General features: G+C 36.6%; 14 protein-coding genes and 1 pseudogene. 3 read left to right on the top strand and 12 right to left on the bottom strand.

Annotated features, from left to right (window positions below):
* Nucleotides 1-10: 10 nt before the first annotated feature.
* The 8 genes from def to Y7E_RS0110455 form a co-directional block, all read right to left on the bottom strand.
* Nucleotides 11-487, bottom strand: coding sequence for a peptide deformylase (gene def / locus Y7E_RS0110490; RefSeq protein ID WP_017151221.1), 477 nt, complete (start codon nt 485-487; stop codon nt 11-13).
* 11 nt (nt 488-498) lie between these two features.
* Nucleotides 499-2,904, bottom strand: coding sequence for a primosomal protein N' (priA, locus tag Y7E_RS0110485; RefSeq protein ID WP_017151220.1), 2,406 nt, complete (start codon nt 2,902-2,904; stop codon nt 499-501).
* Nucleotides 2,901-4,106 (bottom strand): bifunctional phosphopantothenoylcysteine decarboxylase/phosphopantothenate--cysteine ligase CoaBC, encoded by a 1,206-nt coding sequence (gene coaBC / locus Y7E_RS0110480; RefSeq protein WP_017151219.1) that lies wholly within the window; start codon nt 4,104-4,106, stop codon nt 2,901-2,903. Before coaBC ends, priA begins: the two co-directional genes overlap by 4 nt.
* A gap of 199 nt (nt 4,107-4,305) precedes the next feature.
* Complete coding sequence (gene rpoZ, locus Y7E_RS0110475) at nt 4,306-4,518, bottom strand: DNA-directed RNA polymerase subunit omega (RefSeq protein ID WP_003199650.1); 213 nt, start codon at nt 4,516-4,518, stop codon at nt 4,306-4,308.
* A 1-nt stretch (nt 4,519) separates the two neighbouring features.
* On the bottom strand, nt 4,520-5,137 hold the full coding sequence (gene gmk / locus Y7E_RS0110470) for a guanylate kinase (protein WP_026049172.1): 618 nt from the start codon (nt 5,135-5,137) through the stop codon (nt 4,520-4,522).
* 13 nt (nt 5,138-5,150) lie between these two features.
* Entirely contained in the window at nt 5,151-5,414 is a 264-nt protein-coding gene (gene remA, locus Y7E_RS0110465; RefSeq protein WP_001251459.1) for an extracellular matrix/biofilm regulator RemA, read from the bottom strand.
* Nucleotides 5,415-5,481: 67 nt separating this feature from the next.
* Nucleotides 5,482-6,357: a YicC/YloC family endoribonuclease gene (locus Y7E_RS0110460; RefSeq protein ID WP_017151217.1), complete on the bottom strand. Its 876-nt coding sequence runs from the start codon at nt 6,355-6,357 to the stop codon at nt 5,482-5,484.
* Nucleotides 6,358-6,456: 99 nt separating this feature from the next.
* Nucleotides 6,457-9,180, bottom strand: a complete 2,724-nt coding sequence (locus tag Y7E_RS0110455) for a calcium-translocating P-type ATPase, SERCA-type (RefSeq protein WP_017151216.1) — start codon at nt 9,178-9,180, stop codon at nt 6,457-6,459.
* A 104-nt stretch (nt 9,181-9,284) separates the two neighbouring features.
* On the opposite strand from Y7E_RS0110455, the gene Y7E_RS0110450 reads away from it, so the two are divergent.
* Together Y7E_RS0110450 and Y7E_RS0110445 are read left to right on the top strand one after the other, a co-directional pair.
* Nucleotides 9,285-10,994, top strand: coding sequence for an Rqc2 family fibronectin-binding protein (locus Y7E_RS0110450; protein ID WP_017151215.1), 1,710 nt, complete (start codon nt 9,285-9,287; stop codon nt 10,992-10,994).
* Nucleotides 10,995-11,450: 456 nt separating this feature from the next.
* On the top strand, nt 11,451-11,975 hold the full coding sequence (locus tag Y7E_RS0110445) for a DinB family protein (protein WP_017151214.1): 525 nt from the start codon (nt 11,451-11,453) through the stop codon (nt 11,973-11,975).
* Between the two features lie 355 nt (nt 11,976-12,330).
* Here Y7E_RS0110445 and sfnG read toward each other — a convergent pair whose 3' ends face one another.
* From sfnG to Y7E_RS29480, 4 genes are read right to left on the bottom strand one after another with little or no spacing between them, the layout of a single operon-like run.
* Nucleotides 12,331-13,380: a dimethylsulfone monooxygenase SfnG gene (sfnG, locus tag Y7E_RS0110440; RefSeq protein WP_017151213.1), complete on the bottom strand. Its 1,050-nt coding sequence runs from the start codon at nt 13,378-13,380 to the stop codon at nt 12,331-12,333.
* A gap of 17 nt (nt 13,381-13,397) precedes the next feature.
* Nucleotides 13,398-14,459, bottom strand: a complete 1,062-nt coding sequence (locus Y7E_RS0110435) for an LLM class flavin-dependent oxidoreductase (RefSeq protein ID WP_017151212.1) — start codon at nt 14,457-14,459, stop codon at nt 13,398-13,400.
* A 19-nt stretch (nt 14,460-14,478) separates the two neighbouring features.
* Nucleotides 14,479-15,909: a 4-hydroxyphenylacetate 3-hydroxylase family protein gene (locus Y7E_RS0110430; RefSeq protein WP_034278176.1), complete on the bottom strand. Its 1,431-nt coding sequence runs from the start codon at nt 15,907-15,909 to the stop codon at nt 14,479-14,481.
* Nucleotides 15,863-17,362 (bottom strand): 4-hydroxyphenylacetate 3-hydroxylase family protein, encoded by a 1,500-nt coding sequence (locus Y7E_RS29480; RefSeq protein ID WP_017151210.1) that lies wholly within the window; start codon nt 17,360-17,362, stop codon nt 15,863-15,865. The genes Y7E_RS0110430 and Y7E_RS29480 overlap by 47 nt, the downstream gene beginning before the upstream one ends.
* 416 nt (nt 17,363-17,778) lie before the next feature.
* Here Y7E_RS29480 and Y7E_RS29475 point away from each other — a divergent pair.
* Nucleotides 17,779-18,607 (top strand): annotated as a pseudogene (locus Y7E_RS29475) (MetQ/NlpA family ABC transporter substrate-binding protein).
* Nucleotides 18,608-18,697 lie beyond the last annotated feature (90 nt).

Below are 18,697 nucleotides of genomic sequence, written 5' to 3'. Positions count from 1 at the left end.
ACCGCTCCTTTTACATCTCTTCTAATTCATTTTCCTCATAATATCTCGTCACTTTTGATGTAAATAGCACACCGTGTAAATGATCGATTTCATGTTGGATTGCACGTGCTAGAAAACCATCTGCTTCTAATAAAAAGATTTTACCACGGCGATTCTGCGCACGTACTTTAATATATTCTGCACGCTCCACTTCACCATAAAGTCCCGGAAAGCTTAAGCAGCCTTCGGGACCTACTTGTTCACCACGTTTTTCTAAAATAACCGGATTAATCAGTTCGATTTTCCCAGTATCATCACCAATATCAACAACTGCTACTTGCAAACTTACCCCTACTTGTGGCGCTGCTAAACCAACACCATCTGCAACTAACATTGTTTCATGCATATCTTTTAACAAATTCACTAACTTTTTATCAAAGTTAATTACCCGTTCACATGGGGTTTCTAACACTTCATCTGGATGCTTTACAATTTCTAAAACTGCCATATTTTCCTCCACTACATTAACATTGTTGGATTAAAGTCGATTGAGATCTGCAAATCTTTTTGCATTTCTGCTTGATAATGTTCATTTACCATTTTGAGCACGTACTTTAAGTTTGGTTCCCGCTTGTATTTTATCATGCATTGGTATCGATATCTATCTTTTATCCTTGGAATTGCTGAAGAAACCGGCCCTAGTACCATTGTTTGTTGCATGCAATGCGTTCGTAAATAACCGACAATTTTTTCCGTTACTTTCACTGCTTTTAATAACTCTGGATGCGAAACGGTGATAAGCGCGACGTAGTAGTACGGTGGGTATTGCCTCATTTTTCTCATTTGCATTTCTTGTTCAAAAAATACATCGTACTGCTGATTCTTTGCTAGTTCTACACTATAATGTTCTGGCGTATACGTTTGAATTACCACTTCTCCCGGTAATTCATGTCGCCCTGCACGTCCACTCACCTGCGTCAATAACTGATACGTTTTTTCACTCGCCCTGAAATCTGGTAAATGCAGCATCGTATCAGCTGTTAAGACACCAACAAGTGTCACCTTTGGAAAATCAAGCCCTTTGGCAATCATTTGTGTACCAAGTAAGATATCCGCTTTCTCTTCACCAAACGCTTTTAATAGTTTTTCGTGCATTCCTTTACGACTCGTCGTGTCAACATCCATACGAATAACCCGTGCCTCTGGAAATAACTTTGTAATTTCTTCTTCTACCTTTTGCGTGCCTGTACCAAAGAAACGAATATACGAACTATTACAAGCAGGACAAGCAGTTGGCATACTTTCCTCATAGCTACAATAGTGACATTTTAAACGATGATTCATTTTATGATAAGTGAGTGATATATCACAATGAGGGCATTGTACTACATAACCGCAATCACGACACATGACAAACGTTGAATGGCCTCTTCGATTTAAAAAAAGAACCATTTGTTCTTTTTTTGCTAACCGATCCGCTATTTTTTCATGAAGTAATTTAGAAAACATGGAACGATTTCCATCTCGAAGTTCTTCACGCATATCAACAATTTCTACTGTCGGCAACGCTTGTTCATTCATACGTTTTTGCATTGTTAATAAATTATAAACGCCCTTCTTCGCTCTAGCGAACGATTCAAGCGTCGGCGTTGCACTACCGAGCACGATTGGACAATTATGATATTGACCTCTCCAGACTGCAACATCTCGTGCGTGATACCTTGGATTATCTTCTTGTTTATAACTTGATTCATGCTCTTCATCAATAATAATAATTCCTAAGTTTTCAAATGGCGCAAAGATAGCAGAACGTGCCCCGACGACCACCTTTACTTCTTTCCGTAAAATTTTCCGCCATTCATCATATTTTTCCCCAACAGAAAGCGCACTATGAAGAACCGCAACTTGTGAACCAAATCGTCCTTTAAAACGATCTACCATTTGCGGCGTTAACGCAATTTCCGGAACGAGCACAATGGCTTCTTTTCCTTTTTTTAATACCGCAGCAATGGATTGTAAATACACTTCCGTTTTACCGCTTCCTGTAACACCATATAGTAAAAATGGATTATATGTTTCATTTGCAATAGATGACAAAATAGGTGTAATCACTTGGGTTTGTTCATCTGTGAGTGGAAATGGCTTTGTCTGTTCAAAAGCCTCGTCGTCATATGGATTACGGTATACTTCAACATACTTTTCTAAAAGCAGTCCTTTTTTCACAAGCGACTTTACAGGTGCATCTGTTATTTGTAGTTCTTCTGTTAACGTTTTTAATGCCACACTGTGATAATTTTCTACAAAATAATAAAGTACATCTTGTTGCTTTTTACTTTTCAGTTCAAATGCAGCTGCTTCCAATTGTTCCTGTGGCAATTCTGGCTGAACCACTCTTTGTTTCTTCTTTTGCACTTTATCCTTTACTCTATAGATGACTTCAATGGTACCGTTTGTTATCTCTTTTTGAACCATGCGATACATATGTGAGTACGTGACAATTTCTTCCCAATCTATCGCTTCTTTCCCTTGAAACAAATCACGAATTTCCGGCGCTACTTCTTCTGGTTTATGGAGCTGCAATCGCTTTTTATAAGTTGCTTTTATCGCCGTTGGAAGCATAACTTGAAAAGCTGAAATCGTATAACATAACGTTTCATCCGTCAGCCAAAAACCAAGTTTTAATAATTCTTCGTTTAAAACTGGCGTAACATCTAGTATTTCATGTAATGCTTTTAACTTTTTACTTTCCACATCGACTGAATCTTTTATTTCAATAATAAAACCTTGTAATTTCCGTGGACCAAATGGAACGACTACACGCATACCTGTTTGTACAATATCCTCCCATTTCTTTGGGATAACATAATCAAACGGGCGATCTGTTTGACGGGCCGGTACATCAACGATTACACTTGCAAACTTCATACATGATCCTCTTCTAACATCGCTTTGATTTGCATTAGGATTTCACGCGCAACTTCTTTCTTTGTTAAAAGAGGCAATCGAATAACTTCTCCATCTTTTCTATACATTGTTACAATATTCGTATCCGTACCGAATCCTGCTCCTTGCGCTTTCACATCATTTGCAACAATCATATTCGCATTTTTTTCGCGTAATTTTTTCGTTGCATATTCTTCTATATTTGTCGTTTCAGCGGCAAAACCAACAAGTAGCTGATGTTCTTTTTTCTCACCGAGTGTTTTCAAAATATCGGTTGTTCTTTCTAACTCAATGACCGCATCGCCACTTTTCTTTTTCATCTTCTGATCATGCACTATTTTGGGGCGATAATCTGCTACTGCAGCTGTTTTAATGACAACATCCATAAGTCCATAATGTTGCATTACAGCTTCTAACATCTCTTGTGCAGATTCTACTTGTACAGTTGTTACATTTATAGGCGGTGTTATTGCAGTTGGACCTGAAACAAGAATTACATCCGCTCCTAAGTCAACTGCAACTTCCGCTAGAGCATAACCCATTTTTCCTGAAGAAAAATTCGTCATAAAACGTACTGGATCAATTTTTTCACGAGTTGGCCCAGCCGTTATTAAAATTTTCTTCCCTTTTAATGGTTTATATTCCGAAAAAGCTTCTTGCAATCGAGCAAGAATCGTTTCTGGTTCTTCTAATCGACCTTTCGCAACATATCCACATGCTAAAAAGCCTTCCCCAGGCTCAATAAATGTATATCCTAACGTTTTTAACGTCATCATATTCTTTTGAACAATTTTATTTTCATACATATGCACATTCATAGCAGGTGCAATCCAAACTGGTGCTGTAGTAGCTAACAATGTTGTTGTAATCATATCATCAGCAATACCATTTGCTAGTTTTCCGATACAGTTCGCAGTTGCTGGAGCAACAAGTACAACGTCCGCCCAATCTGCTAAATCAATATGAGCGATAACTGCAGAATCTTTTTCATCAAACGTATCCGTGTATACATCATGGCGAGAAAGCGCTTGAAATGTAAGAGGTGTAACAAATTTCATCGCTGATTCACTCATCATTACTTTTACAAGTGCCCCTGCTTGTGTTAATTTACTCGTTAACGCAGCCGCTTTAAAAACAGCAATACCTCCTGTTACACATAGAAGTATCTTTTTCCCTTTTAGCATATGACTCGTCCTCTTTCTTTTTCAAACTTATTCTGCTGAAATGTATTCATTCCAGCTCGTCAGTGCTAGTATTTCATCAAACAAAAACCTATTTCTTTTTAGCTCTATCGTAAAAAAATAACAACCTACTTGTAAATAGGTTGTTACCGTTACATAGAAAAGTATAAAGTCTATGTTTTCATTTGTCGAAAAGAATGCCTTACTCAGACACTTTCTCTTCGCTTGGTACATAATTTAACGCTTCCGCATCAATTTCTTCCAATGCTTTACCTACACATTTATGAGAAACAGGATTTTCAACAACACAGTTGTTAGCCATTTGCATTTCACGAGCGCGTTTTGCAGCTACCGTTACTAATGTATATTTAGAGTCGATTTTTTTTAGTAATGAATCAATTGATGGATTTAACATATTATATACCCTCCGTCATTTCTTTATAATATTTCGCTACTCTTTCTCGGCGGCAATGTTCACCAACCACAATAGCTTTAATGCGCTCACAAGCAAGTTCTACTTTATCATTTTCTACTACATAGTCATAAGCGTCCATCATCTCGATTTCTTCTTTTGCTACAGTTAAACGATTTTCAATAACATCGTCAGTCTCTGTACCACGACCAACGATTCGGTTCTTTAGTTCTGATAAACTTGGAGGAGCTAAGAAAATAAATACACCTTCTGGGAAAGCTTTCTTTACTTGAATTGCTCCTTGTACTTCAATTTCTAAGAACACATCTTTTCCTTCTTGCAATGTCTTTTCAACATAATCGATTGGTGTTCCATAGTAATTCCCAACAAACTCTGCCCATTCAAGCAACTTTTCGTCCCGAATCATTTCTTCAAACTCTTCTCTCTCTTTAAAGAAATAATCCACACCATCCACTTCACCTTCACGTGGTTTACGTGTCGTTACTGAAATAGAGTATTGAAATTTTGTATCTTCATGGCTAAACAATTCTTTTCGAACTGTCCCTTTCCCAACGCCAGAAGGTCCTGAAAGAACGATGAGCAACCCTCTTCTACTTCTCATAAATATGTAAAACCTACCCTTCCTCACTTAAATCTTCTTTATTATTTAAACGATGTGCAATCGTCTCTGGCTGAATTGGACTTAGTACAATATGCCCATCATCCATAACAATAACCGCCCTTGTTTTTCTCCCATACGTAGCATCTAGTAACACGTTATGTTCACGCGCTTCCTGTACCGTTCGTTTAATAGGAGCTGACTCCGGACTTACAATTGCAATAATTCGATGAGCAGATACAATGTTTCCGTATCCAATATTTAAAAACCGCATGGCCATAGTTTGCGCCTCCTAGTAAGTCTATCCGATTTCTCCACCACGTATAACTTTATATATTTTTTGACAGCTACTCAATATTTTGTACCTGTTCACGAATTTTTTCAAGGTTATTTTTCATTTCTACAACATATTTTGAAATTGTTAAGTCGTTTGCCTTAGAACCAATCGTGTTAATTTCCCGATGCATCTCTTGTACAATGAAGTCCATTTTTCTACCAACAGGTTCCTCAATTGCAAGCGCTTCATGAAATTGATCTAAATGGCTTTGCAAGCGAACCAATTCTTCATGAATATCACAGCGCTCCGCAAATATCGCCACCTCTGTCAGCAACCTTTGTTCATCTAACTCCTGATTATGTAATTCCTTTAAGCGATTTTCCAATCGTTCACGATACTTTTGAGTAACAATTGGTGCATGCGGAATAATCGCATTGACACAATCGTGAATTTCTTGTAAACGATGTGCTATATCTTTATGTAATCGTTCTCCTTCGCCATCTCTCATCGTTTTTAACATACGAGCAGCTTGGCGAACAGCTTCATATAAACTTTGTTCAAATTGTTCATTTACATTTTCCATTTCTTCAATCGCCGTTACTTCTGGCATCGCCATTAATTGTTGAAGTGTAATGGAATCTTGTAGTTGAAATTTCGTTTTCACATCTTCCATAATGGATTTATACTGTTCAAGAAGCGACCAATTCACACTTAACTTTCTTTCAACAAGAGCTTCTCCTGTAATAATAACGGACACTTCAATGCGCCCACGGCGAACTTGCTCTGCAATTAACTTACGAATTTTATCTTCAAAAACCATCATTTGTTTCGGAAGTCGAATGTTCATCTCTAAAAAGCGATGATTCACTGACTTCATTTCTACTGTGATTTGAAAAGCTTCGTTTTCTACTTTTGACCTTCCAAACCCTGTCATGCTAGAAATCATTTTTATCACATCCACGCCATGAAATAACTCAATGAAAAAGGTAATAGAGATGCAACTCTACTACCTTTTGTAAATTATATCACATTTTCATATCATTGACTATTTCAAGTTTACACTCTTCTTATATAAGAAAGGCTTTTTCTTTTTCTCTTTCTTCCCCGTTAATAAAGATCCAACTAATAAGAATGTTGGAATAGATGATAAACCTACAATTAATAACCAATCCCTCGCCTGAATTGGCATTGTACTAAAAATCGGTTGCAATGGTGGATAATAAATAACCACAAGCATTAGTAACACTGAAATAATAACTGCTCCAACCAAATACATATTCCCAAAAGGATTACGATGGAATATAGAGTGTTCACTCCGGCAGTCAAATACATGAATAAGCTGTGCTAAAACGAGTGTAGCAAAAGCTACTGTTTGCGCATATTTCAATTCACTTGGATGCTGATTAAACGCAATAATAAATGCAAGTAAGGTTACAATCCCTATTAAAAATCCTCGGCTCACAATTTTCCAAGCCAACCCTCTTGCAAACACCCCTTCTTTCGGATGCCGTGGATTTTTTCGCATTACATCTCCTTCAGCTGCATCTAATCCTAGTGCCATTGCCGGTAAACCATCTGTTACTAAATTCACCCATAAAATTTGAATCGGAACCATCGGGAGTGGCAATGCAAGCATCATCGCAAATAACATAACCAAAATTTCCCCAACATTTGATGCTAATAAATAACGAATGAATTTTCTAATATTTTCATATATATTTCTACCTTCTTTAATTGCCGATTTAATTGTAGCAAAATTATCGTCTAATAATATGAGAGATGAAGCCTCCTTTGCTACATCCGTTCCTGTAATCCCCATCGCTATCCCGATATCAGCTGTTTTTATTGCTGGGGCATCATTCACTCCGTCACCTGTCATTGCAACAATATGATCTTTATTTTGAAGAGCCTTTACGATTTTTAACTTATGTTCCGGTGATACACGTGCAAATACATAAGTATCTTCTACAATATCTTCTAGTTCACCTACAGACATATTTGCTAATTCCACACCTTCTACAACGCGGCCGTTTTGTGGTAAAATTCCTAACTGTTCTGCAATAGCCATTGCTGTTACTTTATGATCTCCCGTAATCATTACCGTTTTAATACCAGCTTCTTTACACTCTTTTACAGCCTGTTTCACTTCCGGTCTTGGCGGATCGATCATCCCTTGTATCCCGACAAGCATGAAGCCTTTTTCTACTTCTCTTTCATGTTCAATTGAATCTGTTACTTTTAAAGCCCTAAATGCAACAGCAATCGTTCGAAGCGCTTGGCTTCCAAGGTTATGAATTGCTGCCTGCACTTCTTTACGATATAACTCACTTAAAGGCTGCTGTTTATCCCCCCATAAAATGGTTTGACTCATTTGCAAAAGAACATCAGGTGCTCCTTTTGTGACTACAAATTTTTTACCATCACGATCACGAACGATAACACTCATCATTTTACGTGTGGAATCAAAAGGGAACTCATGAATAATTTCAAACTTCTCTTTTAAAGCTTCACGCGATATTCCCGCTTTCATCGCCGCTGCAATGAGTGCACCTTCTGTAGGATCTCCATCTAGGACATACGTTTTTTTCTTTTTTACAATGTTCGCGTTATTGCATAGACACCCAAATGTTAACAATTGATATAACGACCTTGTAGCTGCCGGATTAACCTTCTGCTCACCTTTCATAAACGATCCAGTAGGCTCGTATCCTTGCCCCGTTACATGCCATGTTTCGCCACCTGACCACATATGTGTTACCATCATTTTATTTTGTGTCATCGTTCCTGTTTTGTCCGAGCAAATAACAGAAGCACATCCTAACGTCTCTACTGCTGGTAATTTTCGAACAATCGCCCTCTTTTTAATCATGCGCTGTACACCAAGTGACAATGCGACCGTAACAATTGCCGGTAATCCTTCTGGAATTGCTGCAACAGCAAGTGACACACCCGCTAAGAACATATGGTACACTTCATTCCCTTGATATACCCCAGCTAGTACAACAAGTGCTGTTAAAATAAGGGCAACAATGATTAAAATCTTTCCAAGTTGTTCTAACCTTCTTTGTAATGGTGTTTCCATTTGCTCCGCATTTTGTAACATATTTGCAATTTGTCCCATTGCAGTATTCATTCCTGTCCCTACTACTACGCCTATCCCTGATCCTCTCGTTATCATCGTTCCCATAAAAGCCATATTTCTTTGATCACCAATCGCAACATTTTCACCTTGTAATGCTTCTACTTTCTTTTGAACAGGTACAGATTCACCTGTTAACGCTGATTCTTCGATATATAAACTGGATGCTTCAATAAGACGAATATCTGCTCCAATACGATCCCCGCTAGAAAATTTAATGACATCACCAAGAACAAGAGCTTTTGATGGTACCTTTATCCATTTTCCATTTCGTAAAACTGTCACTTGCGGGGCGGCTAGTTCCTTTAAAGCTTCAAGTGACTTTTCTGCTTTTCGTTCCTGAAAAAAACCAAGAATCCCATTAATAATCACAATTGCCACAATTGCAATTGCATCAATATACTCTCCTAAAAATGCTGAAATAATCGTTGCACCGAATAAAACAAGCACCATAAAATCTTTAAATTGTGATAAAAATACAACGAGTGCAGAAGGCCGCTTTGCTTCTTGTAATTCATTTGGGCCTAGCTTCTTTAATCGCCCTTCCGCTTCTTGCTCTGACAATCCTACCTTCACATTCGTATTCGTTCTTTCTTCCACTTCATTTGCACGCATTTCATACCAATTCATCTCGCTATCGACCTCCTGATTGCAGACATGCTCTAATGAAAGCTTATTCAGCCCCGTCCAAAAAAATGCTATAATTAATATTTAGTTAGAAAGGAGTGTTCATAATGGCATTCGATGGATTATTTACAAGAGCGATTACACATGAAATTACAAATTCTCTTCAAACAGGAAGAATTTCGAAAATATATCAACCTTCAAAATATGAGATTTTGTTACATATTCGAGCGAACGGAAAAAATCAAAAACTGCTTCTTTCCGCGCATCCTACATACGCACGTATGCATCTTACAAATCAAAGTTATGATTCACCGGCATTACCACCAATGTTTTGTATGCTTCTTCGCAAACATTTAGAAGGTGGATTTATTGAGAAAATTGAACAAATCGATTTAGAACGAATCATTCAAATTACCGTTCGAAGCCGTAACGAAATTGGGGACGAATCGTTAAAAACATTAGTTATTGAAATAATGGGGCGTCACAGCAATATTATTTTAGTAGACACGAAAACGAATAACATTTTGGATAGCTTAAAGCATGTTTCTTTAGCGGTCAACCGGCATCGTACTGTATATGCTGGCGCAGAATATGTTGCACCACCATCACAGCATAAAATCAATCCCTTGCAGATTGAAACACAAGAGGAGTTTATTAGGCCACTAGACTTTTTAGCAGGAAATATGGATAAACAACTCGTTGGGGCCTTTATGGGGCTTTCTCCGCTATTTGCTAAAGAAGTTGTAAAAAAAGCTGGTATGGTAAATGAAAGTGCATTATCAGAAGCGTTTTTCACATTACAAAAACCATTGCAGGTACACCAATATGAACCAACAATGATAACAGTAGACGGAAAAGAATTCTTTTATCTATTTCCTCTCGCTCACTTAAAAGGTGATGAGAAAACATTTTCATCTGTTAGTGAATTATTAGATCGTTTCTTCTTCGGAAAAGCAGAGCGCGACCGCGTAAAACAACAGGCACATGATTTAGAACGATTTATGCACAATGAAAAAACAAAGAATGAAAAGAAATTAATTAAATTACAAAAAACACTACAAGATGCTGGGAAAGCTGATAAATATCAATTATTCGGTGAACTCCTTACAGCTAACATGTATGCATTAAAAAAAGGCGACAAAGAAATTGAAGTTGTCAACTACTACGATGAAAATGGTGGAACAGTAAAAATTACATTAGATCCACTAAAAACACCGTCAGAAAACGCACAACGTTATTTCCAAAAGTATCAAAAAGCAAAAAATTCTGTCGCAATCGTAAAAGAACAAATTGAAAAAACAAATGAAGAAATCATTTACTTTGATAGCCTACTTCAACAAATGGAGGCCGCTTCTTCAAAAGATATTGAAGAAATCCGTGAAGAATTGGCTGAAGAAGGTTATATGCGTAATCGCAAATCGAAAAACACAAAGAAAAAGCAGGCAAAGCCAGTACTAGATAAGTATATCGCCAGCGATGGAACTGAAATTTTAGTTGGTAAAAACAATAAACAAAACGACTATTTAACAACGAAATTTGCACGCCGTGATGAAATTTGGTTACATACAAAAGATATTCCTGGTTCTCATGTTGTCATTCGCTCATTAGAACCTACCGAAGAAACTTTATTAGAAGCTGCCAAACTTGCTGCTTATTACAGCAAAGCAAAGGACTCTAGCTCTGTTCCTGTAGATTTCACAAAGATTCGTCATGTTAAAAAACCGAGTGGTGCCAAACTTGGATTTGTTACATACGATAATCAACAAACACTGTATGTAACGCCTGATGCCGATATGGTGATGAAGTTAAAAGCTTAAATATAAAAACGCAATGATCTTAATCAATCATTGCGTTTTTTATTTACTCCTCTCGCTCTCTCTGGACAATATACTGATAAAAAAATTGACACTTTATCTCTATATTGTCAAAATCCAGACACATACATAATTCCTCTCTTATTTTTTGACACGTTATACATGAATTAGCACTTGTTATAAGTTGGCACAATTATTGTTTTTATATTAAGGAGATGAAAGGAAGGGATTAAAATGACTTTAAGAATAAAAAATCCACGAACAACTACATTAATACGTAATAGACTAATTATTCATTACAAAAGCGATTAGAGACCTTATTGTTATTGGTTAATCTATCCCCTATGTAACGATTTTTTCTTTTAACATATGGAATTTCACCTTCTCTATCTAACAGGAATTTCTTTCTGCATAGAGAAATCTTTCTCTGAAGAGATTATTTACTAGGAGGAATTTCTATTGAATTTTGTAATTGATAAAATGGACGGATTAAACGTAGAATTTTCAAAACTTGTTTCAATGATGAATTATGCTCGTTATACAACTATGCAAGCTGTACAAGACTTAACAATTGAAGAACTGGATTATTTGTACGATGATGAGGCGAATTCCATTGGTATGCTTTTATATCATATGGCTGCAATCGAATTTTACTATCAAATTCATACTTTTGAGGATCGGGAACCAACAGAAGCTGAATTAAAACACTGGTTACCAGGGATTGAATTAGGTGATCTCGGACGTCAAACGATTAAAAATCATCCATTAGACTACTACATACATACGTTAGAAGAAGTTCGCGCTAAAACAATTGCAACGTTTCAATCACTGCCTGATGAATGGCTATATCAAACGACACCGTTTTGGCATGACAAACCAGCAAACAACTATTTCAAATGGTTTCACGTCTTTGAAGATGAAATCAATCATCGCGGACAAATTCGATTAATTAAAAAGATGCAAAAAGCTCATTCAGTAAAATAATAAATTCTCAAAAACTTATTTTCTTGAGCATAAGCCCCTCCTTTTATGCCATTTTCAGTTTTTTTGTATTATACCATCCATTTATCCCGCTATTTTTGGGCAGTGAGACCCCCACCTCAAAGTTCAGCGAAAGCAAAGAAGTTAGGTGGGGGGCGGGCTGATAATCAGTGGGGGATGAAGAAAACCCCACTGATTAAAGTTTCACTTTATCCATCTTGTCAGTTCAGTACATGAAATTATAACTCTCTTGTATCAATCAATGATCTTACAACCTTGAATATAAAGAATTAGGAAAAGATGACTCCAATTTATTTCAAGTCATCTCTCTTATTCCTATTCATACATTCCTCTATTTTCATAGACTATGAATCTGCAACAACTTAGATTGAACTTTCTCATAAAAAGTAGGCAACTCTTTTAATGGATCACGAAATGTCAATAACACTAGATCAACCCCAATTTCTTCTAGTTGTTGAATTTTTTTGGTGACTTGTTCATAAGAACCAATTAAACCCGTACGGAATCCTTCATTAGCTGCAACAAAGTCACTAATTTCTGTTGCGTTTGCCCACATGCCTTTTGCATTTCCCACTTTTTCTTTAAATTTTTGAATTACATTTTCATCTGCATGAGTAACAATCGTTTGTAATTCTTGTTTTGCTTCTTCTTCTGTTTCTCTAGCAATTACAAATGCATTTACAGCAAATCGTACTTTCCGGTTATAACTTTTAGCAATTTTACTGACCTCCTGTACCTGCGCTATTAACTCTTCCTGTGGAGCGCCGTTTATAAAATACCAATCCGACAACCTTCCTGCCATTTTTCTAGCTTCCTCAGAATTCCCTCCCTGAAAAATTTTAGGATAAGGCTTTTGTACGGGTTTTGGTTCCATTTGCGCATGTTTGAGAGAATAGTAATCTCCTGTAAATGTAACATCTTTTTGTTGCCATAAGCTTTTCAAAACTTCTAAATACTCTTCAGAGCGTTTATACCTTTCTTCATGAGTAATCCACGGAATTCCAAAGGCTTCTTGCTCACCTTGAAACCATCCACTTACTAAATTAATATGCCATCTTCCTCCGCTAATAACATCAATTGTTGCTCCGATTTTCGCTAAAGTGGCAGGAGGAATAAAACCAGGCAAAACGGCACTAATAAAATGAATATGCTCTGTTTCTACTGCTAAAGCCGCAGTGATACTCAAAGGATCTAATTGACCACTAGTGTCATCTCCTCCACCAATTTTTCCGATATATCGAACTGGAAACAGTATAAACTCTACTCCCAATCGATCTGCAAGCAAGGTTAAATCCCTATTATATTCATAAGACCATTCTGTAATCTGTTCCACGCTTGCACGCAAGAAACCACCTGAAACATTATATCCCCATGTAGCAAACTCCATATCCCGTTCCCTCCTACTCAAGCTAATACTTCATTAGATTTAAACAGCGGCATTACTAATTCTCCAAAACGCTCTACTTCTTCTAAATGAGGATATCCTGACAAAATAAAATGAGTAACACCAAGATCAATATATTCTTGTAACCCTTCTCTTACTTGCTTCGGTGTTCCCACTATCGCTGTTCCTGCCCCTTTCCGTACTGTTCCAATCCCAGCCCATTTATATTTTCCAAAACGATAATCGCCGGTTAACAAATTATTCATACGCTTTTGCGCAACAGAATCAGCTTCCTTATAGTACGTATTCATCTTATTCTTAACTTTAGTGTTCACTTCACTGAGAAGATGATGAGCTGCCTTCCAGGCTTCTTCTTCAGTATCACGTACAATAATATGAATACGAATCCCAAACTCTAATGAACGATTATATGCTTTCGCTCTTTCTTGTACATCTTGCAACTGCTGTCTAATTTCATTTGCAGGTTCACCCCATTGTAAATATACATTCGCATATTTAGCAGCTACTTCTTTTGCTGCGTGAGACGAACCTCCAAAATAAATAGGAAGGTTTCGATTTTGATAGTTTTTCGGAATTAAATTTGCTTTCTCTACTTTATAAAAGTTAGATTGATAATCAACTAATTGTCCCTTCCACAAATTTGTTATAATATCTAAAAATTCATCTGCCCGTTCATAGCGAAGATCATGTTCTAAAAAATCACCATCTTGTCCTAACTCAACAGAAGACCCACCTGCTACAAGATTTACCATTAATCGCCCTCGGCTAAACTCATCCAAAGTAGAAGCCATTTTTGCAGCTACTGTAGGAGAAATAAAACCAGGTCGAAATGCCACTAATGGAGAAATAGATTTTGTTGCATGAATAATAGCTGATCCAACCATCCACGCATCTAAATAAGGTGTTCCTGTTGGAATTAAAATCCCATCAAAATGTGCTTCTTCTGCTTTTTGGGCAATAGACACCAGGTAATCAAGTGTAGGTGGTCGTTCTGGCTTTTGCGTACCAACATATTGTCCATCACCACTAGTAGGGGCAAACCAATAAAATTGAATTGTCATATTTTATACTCCTCCCTCTTCAAAGAAATGGTGTTAGTTGTTTTGTGAGCTTTTTCGTATCATATCCTTGATACTGAGCTGCAAACGTCCGAACTGGGTCACCTGAATAATATCTTTCATACAACTCATGCCGTGCACCAAGTGGACTACCAATGATATCCCAAGCTAATTTGAACAGTCGCACTTTCTTCTCTGCATTACGGTCTGCACCGTTATAGTATCGATGAAGTAGATGACCAATAGGCCCTTGTAACTCTTGCAATTCAGATGGTAATTGTAATAACCCACCTGCGCCAATTTGCTGTAAGATTTCAATAGCCCGTGGATAAAAGCGAGTTCCTAAATTTCTAGCAGTTGTTAATGGTACAATTGCTGGTAAAAATATTCCTTCATAAATTTTTGCTTGATGCTCTGCTGTTAGAAGCAATGCCTTTATAGTTTCAAGCTGCATAATCAATTCTGCTAACTTTTCTTTCACATGCAAGAACTGTGTAACACCAATAGATACCGCAATTTCATTTCCTAAAGCTGTAATAAACTCCAATTTACTAATAAGCCTAACAACCGTTTGATGTTGGCTTAAAGCGGAGACAACAGGATCTGTCCGTGTCTTCCAAATAGCTTCCGGATCATCTTTAATAAACACTCTTTCCCATGGAATTAATACATCTTCAAAAATCACTACCGAATCCATCTCATCAAAACGGGCACTTAAAGGATGATCCTCTTCATATTCGGAGGCAAATGATTCACGGCATACAATATGGACACCAGGTGTATTTACAGAGACAGCGAACATTGTTGCATATCGAGTGTCTTCTTGTGGTCTTTTATGATATGGAAAAACAAGTAATTCATCTACATATGGAGCTGCTGTTGCAATCATTTTTGCACCTCGAACAACTATTCCATCCTCTGTTTCCTTTACAATCCTGACCATCGTATAAGGATCTATCATTTCTGATGCTTTTTTCGAACGATCAATTTGTGGATCGTGTACTGCTGTTGTAGATAACAAATCAAGCACACAACTTTTTTGATAGTACCGCTCTATCTTTTCAGCGAAATGATTCACATTTTTCCCCAAACGATGTCTACTTGCATACCATCCTGTAATGAGCGAACGTGAATATTCTGAAAGTCTACTCATCACACCAAAAGTAGCATCAGACCATACTTTATAAGCCTCTCTTTTTCTTGCCAAATCCTCAGTAGTTTTAGGTACCAAAAACGCAAGATTTGCTCTATCCTTATTTTCATCTAAAATAAAAGTAAGTTTATCTCTTGTTTCTGCGTGATTCTGCATATCTAGAAGCTTTGCAAAAGTTTGAATTGTCCCCTCAAAAGCTGGATGAGTGTCTATATTTTTTACAAGTTCTCCCTGTAACCAAACATTACGACCATCATTTAAACGGGATAGATATTTTTGACCGTAACCCACTTGTTTCATCCTCCTTTACTTGTTTATGAAACACCCGAAGCGCATCCTCTATTCTTTTATGAAGGACTTGTTTGTCATACATTTCATATTGAAAAGCAAACATCCGGACTGGATCTCCTGTATAAAACCTTTCATATAATTCATGCCGAGATCCCAGTTCACTTCCTACTAAGTCCCAAGCAAGACGAAATAATTGAACCCGCTGCTCCGCCTCAATATTTTTCCCTTTAAAATATTTATGAATCAATTCATCTATTTCACTAAATTCCCCGATGTTTCCGGAAGGTATTTGAATCAATCCGCCAGCTCCGATTTGTTGTATTACTTCTAATGCACGTGGATAAAAACGAGTTCCTAAATTTCTAGCAGTATACAATGGGGTTGCATCTGGGACAAATACACCGAATTCATTTAACTTCGCATTTACTTCAGACGCAGTCAATAAAGCTGAAATGCTTTCTACTTGCATAATCAGTTCTCCGAGCTTTTCTTGTACATGTAAGAAATGATCCGCTCCGATTGACTCCGCAACAGCAATGGCTACTCCTGTCACAAACTCTAACTTTTTCACCAATCTTACAACAGTTTGATGGTTCGCTAATTCATTTGTTTTTTGCTGTCGCTGTGCTTGCCATACTCCTTTTGCATTCCCACGAATCAACACTCTCTCCCAAGGGACAAGTACATCATCAAAAATCAACACTGCATCCATTTCTTCAAATCTAGCACTTAAAGGCAATCGATTTGCTTCTTGCTCTGCAAACGATTCACGACATACGATATGAATCCCAGGTAAATTAAGAGGTACAATCAGTAAATTTGTAGTTGAAATATCTTCATCCTTTAAACGCTGATGCGGCATAATAATCACATCATGAGAATAAGGGGCTGCTGTCGCAATCATTTTAGCCCCTCGTATTACAATCCCATCCTTTGTTTCACGGATAACACGTAAAATCACATCATCCTTTTGATTATAAATATCTGTTGATCTATCTATTTGCGGATCTAATATAGCTGTCGTAATCATCCTATTTTCATCGCGAGATTTATCGAAATATTCCGTTATTTTATCCGAAAACTGAGAATCAAACATCTGAAAATACGATTTAGATGCATACAAACCCGTTACAAGAGACCTTGCATATTCTGATAATCTACTCATCACACCGTAAGTTTGGCTCGCCCATAACTCAAAAGCTGCTTTTCTTCTTTTTAAATCTTCATGATTCTTCGGTACTAAAAAAGCATTGTGAACGTAACTTCCTGTTTTAGGACTGACGTGCCCTACTATTTTTTGAGTAGATGGATTTTCTAACGTATTCATTAAAGAGCTTAACGTTTGTAACGTTCCTTTAAAAGCTAAATTACTAGAAACAGATTGAATTCTACGACCACTTATCCAAACAGATCGATTATCATCTAAGCTTTCTATGAAACTTTTCCCAATTGATTTGGTCACTACATAGACTCCTCCTTCAACCAAAATAAAGAGGCCTTTCGTGTATATATACGAAAGGCCTCTGGCTCTCCAGTCAGCAGATTTTATACTTAATAAATAACTTTGTTCCATTCTAATACCAATAAAACAGAGGTGTCAAGTAAGAATTATTAGAATGTTTTGTCATTAAAATAAAATCAAATGAATAATTTTCCAAATAAATAGTTGCAATATGAATAGATTCCCTTTTATAATACATTTAAACCAATTAAATACATATGTTTACTGAAATTTGATTCTGACTGGATCACCAGAGGTATGAAATATATTCATACCTCTTTTCTTTTTATACGTTTATGTGCTTGAAATATTTCACCAATCCACAGACAATCTCCAGCTCAATAAAAAAATAACAAAGAAAGGAAATGATGCCACAAATGAAAAGACTATTGATTTCTATTGTTATGTTACTTTTACTCATTGGTTGTACTTCCAATTTAGAAACAAGTAAAACCGCTTCTACAAATGTATCTACTAAAAAAGAGTTAGTATTTGGATTTACTCCTGGTCCATATAGTGACCAAGTACGAAAAGTTATTAAACCCTATTTAGAAAAAAAGGGATATAAAATTTCTATTGTAGAATTTAATGATATTGTTCAACCAAACTTCGCATTATCAAAAGGCGAATTAGATGTAAATATATTCCAACACACAGCCTATTTTAAAGCTTTTACTAAAGAAAACAAATTGAACTTATCTGAAGTGTTAAAAGTCCCTACTGCACCAATGGGCTTATATTCAAAAAAACATAAATCACTAGATGAGGTGAATAGTAAAATTAAAATCACCGCACCAAACGACCCGGTAAATTTCGCACGCGGCCTTCGAATTCTTGAAGAAGTTAATTGGTTAACTCTAAAACATCAATCCTCTTACTGTATCTGAGCAAAATATATCAAAAAGAAATAAAGATTTTTCTTTTACAACTCTTGAACAACCACAGTTACCAAGATCATTAGACGATGCTGATTATGCTTTAATCAACGGGAACTTCGCAATTGCATCCGGTATTAAAATTAGCGAAGCCTTAGCAATTGAAGACCCGCCTTTTGAATATCAAAATTTAGTAGCAGTCCGTCAAGAAGATAAAAATAAACAATTTGTAAAAGACATTATTGAAGCCTATCACTCTCCAGAGTTTAAAAAACTTATTGAAACAGATCCTTCTTTTAAAGGTTTCTGGAAACCTGACTATATGAAATAACGAATACATCCCTTTAATAAGGCATTATCTATTCAACAATCGTGATGATGCCTTTTTTCTTTCATTATTAAAGTGCATGAAACTATATAT

Source organism: Bacillus bingmayongensis, assembly GCF_000299035.1.
In the GTDB taxonomy this organism is placed as follows: domain Bacteria; phylum Bacillota; class Bacilli; order Bacillales; family Bacillaceae_G; genus Bacillus_A; species Bacillus_A bingmayongensis.
This window is presented reverse-complemented; position numbering and strand designations above follow the sequence as displayed.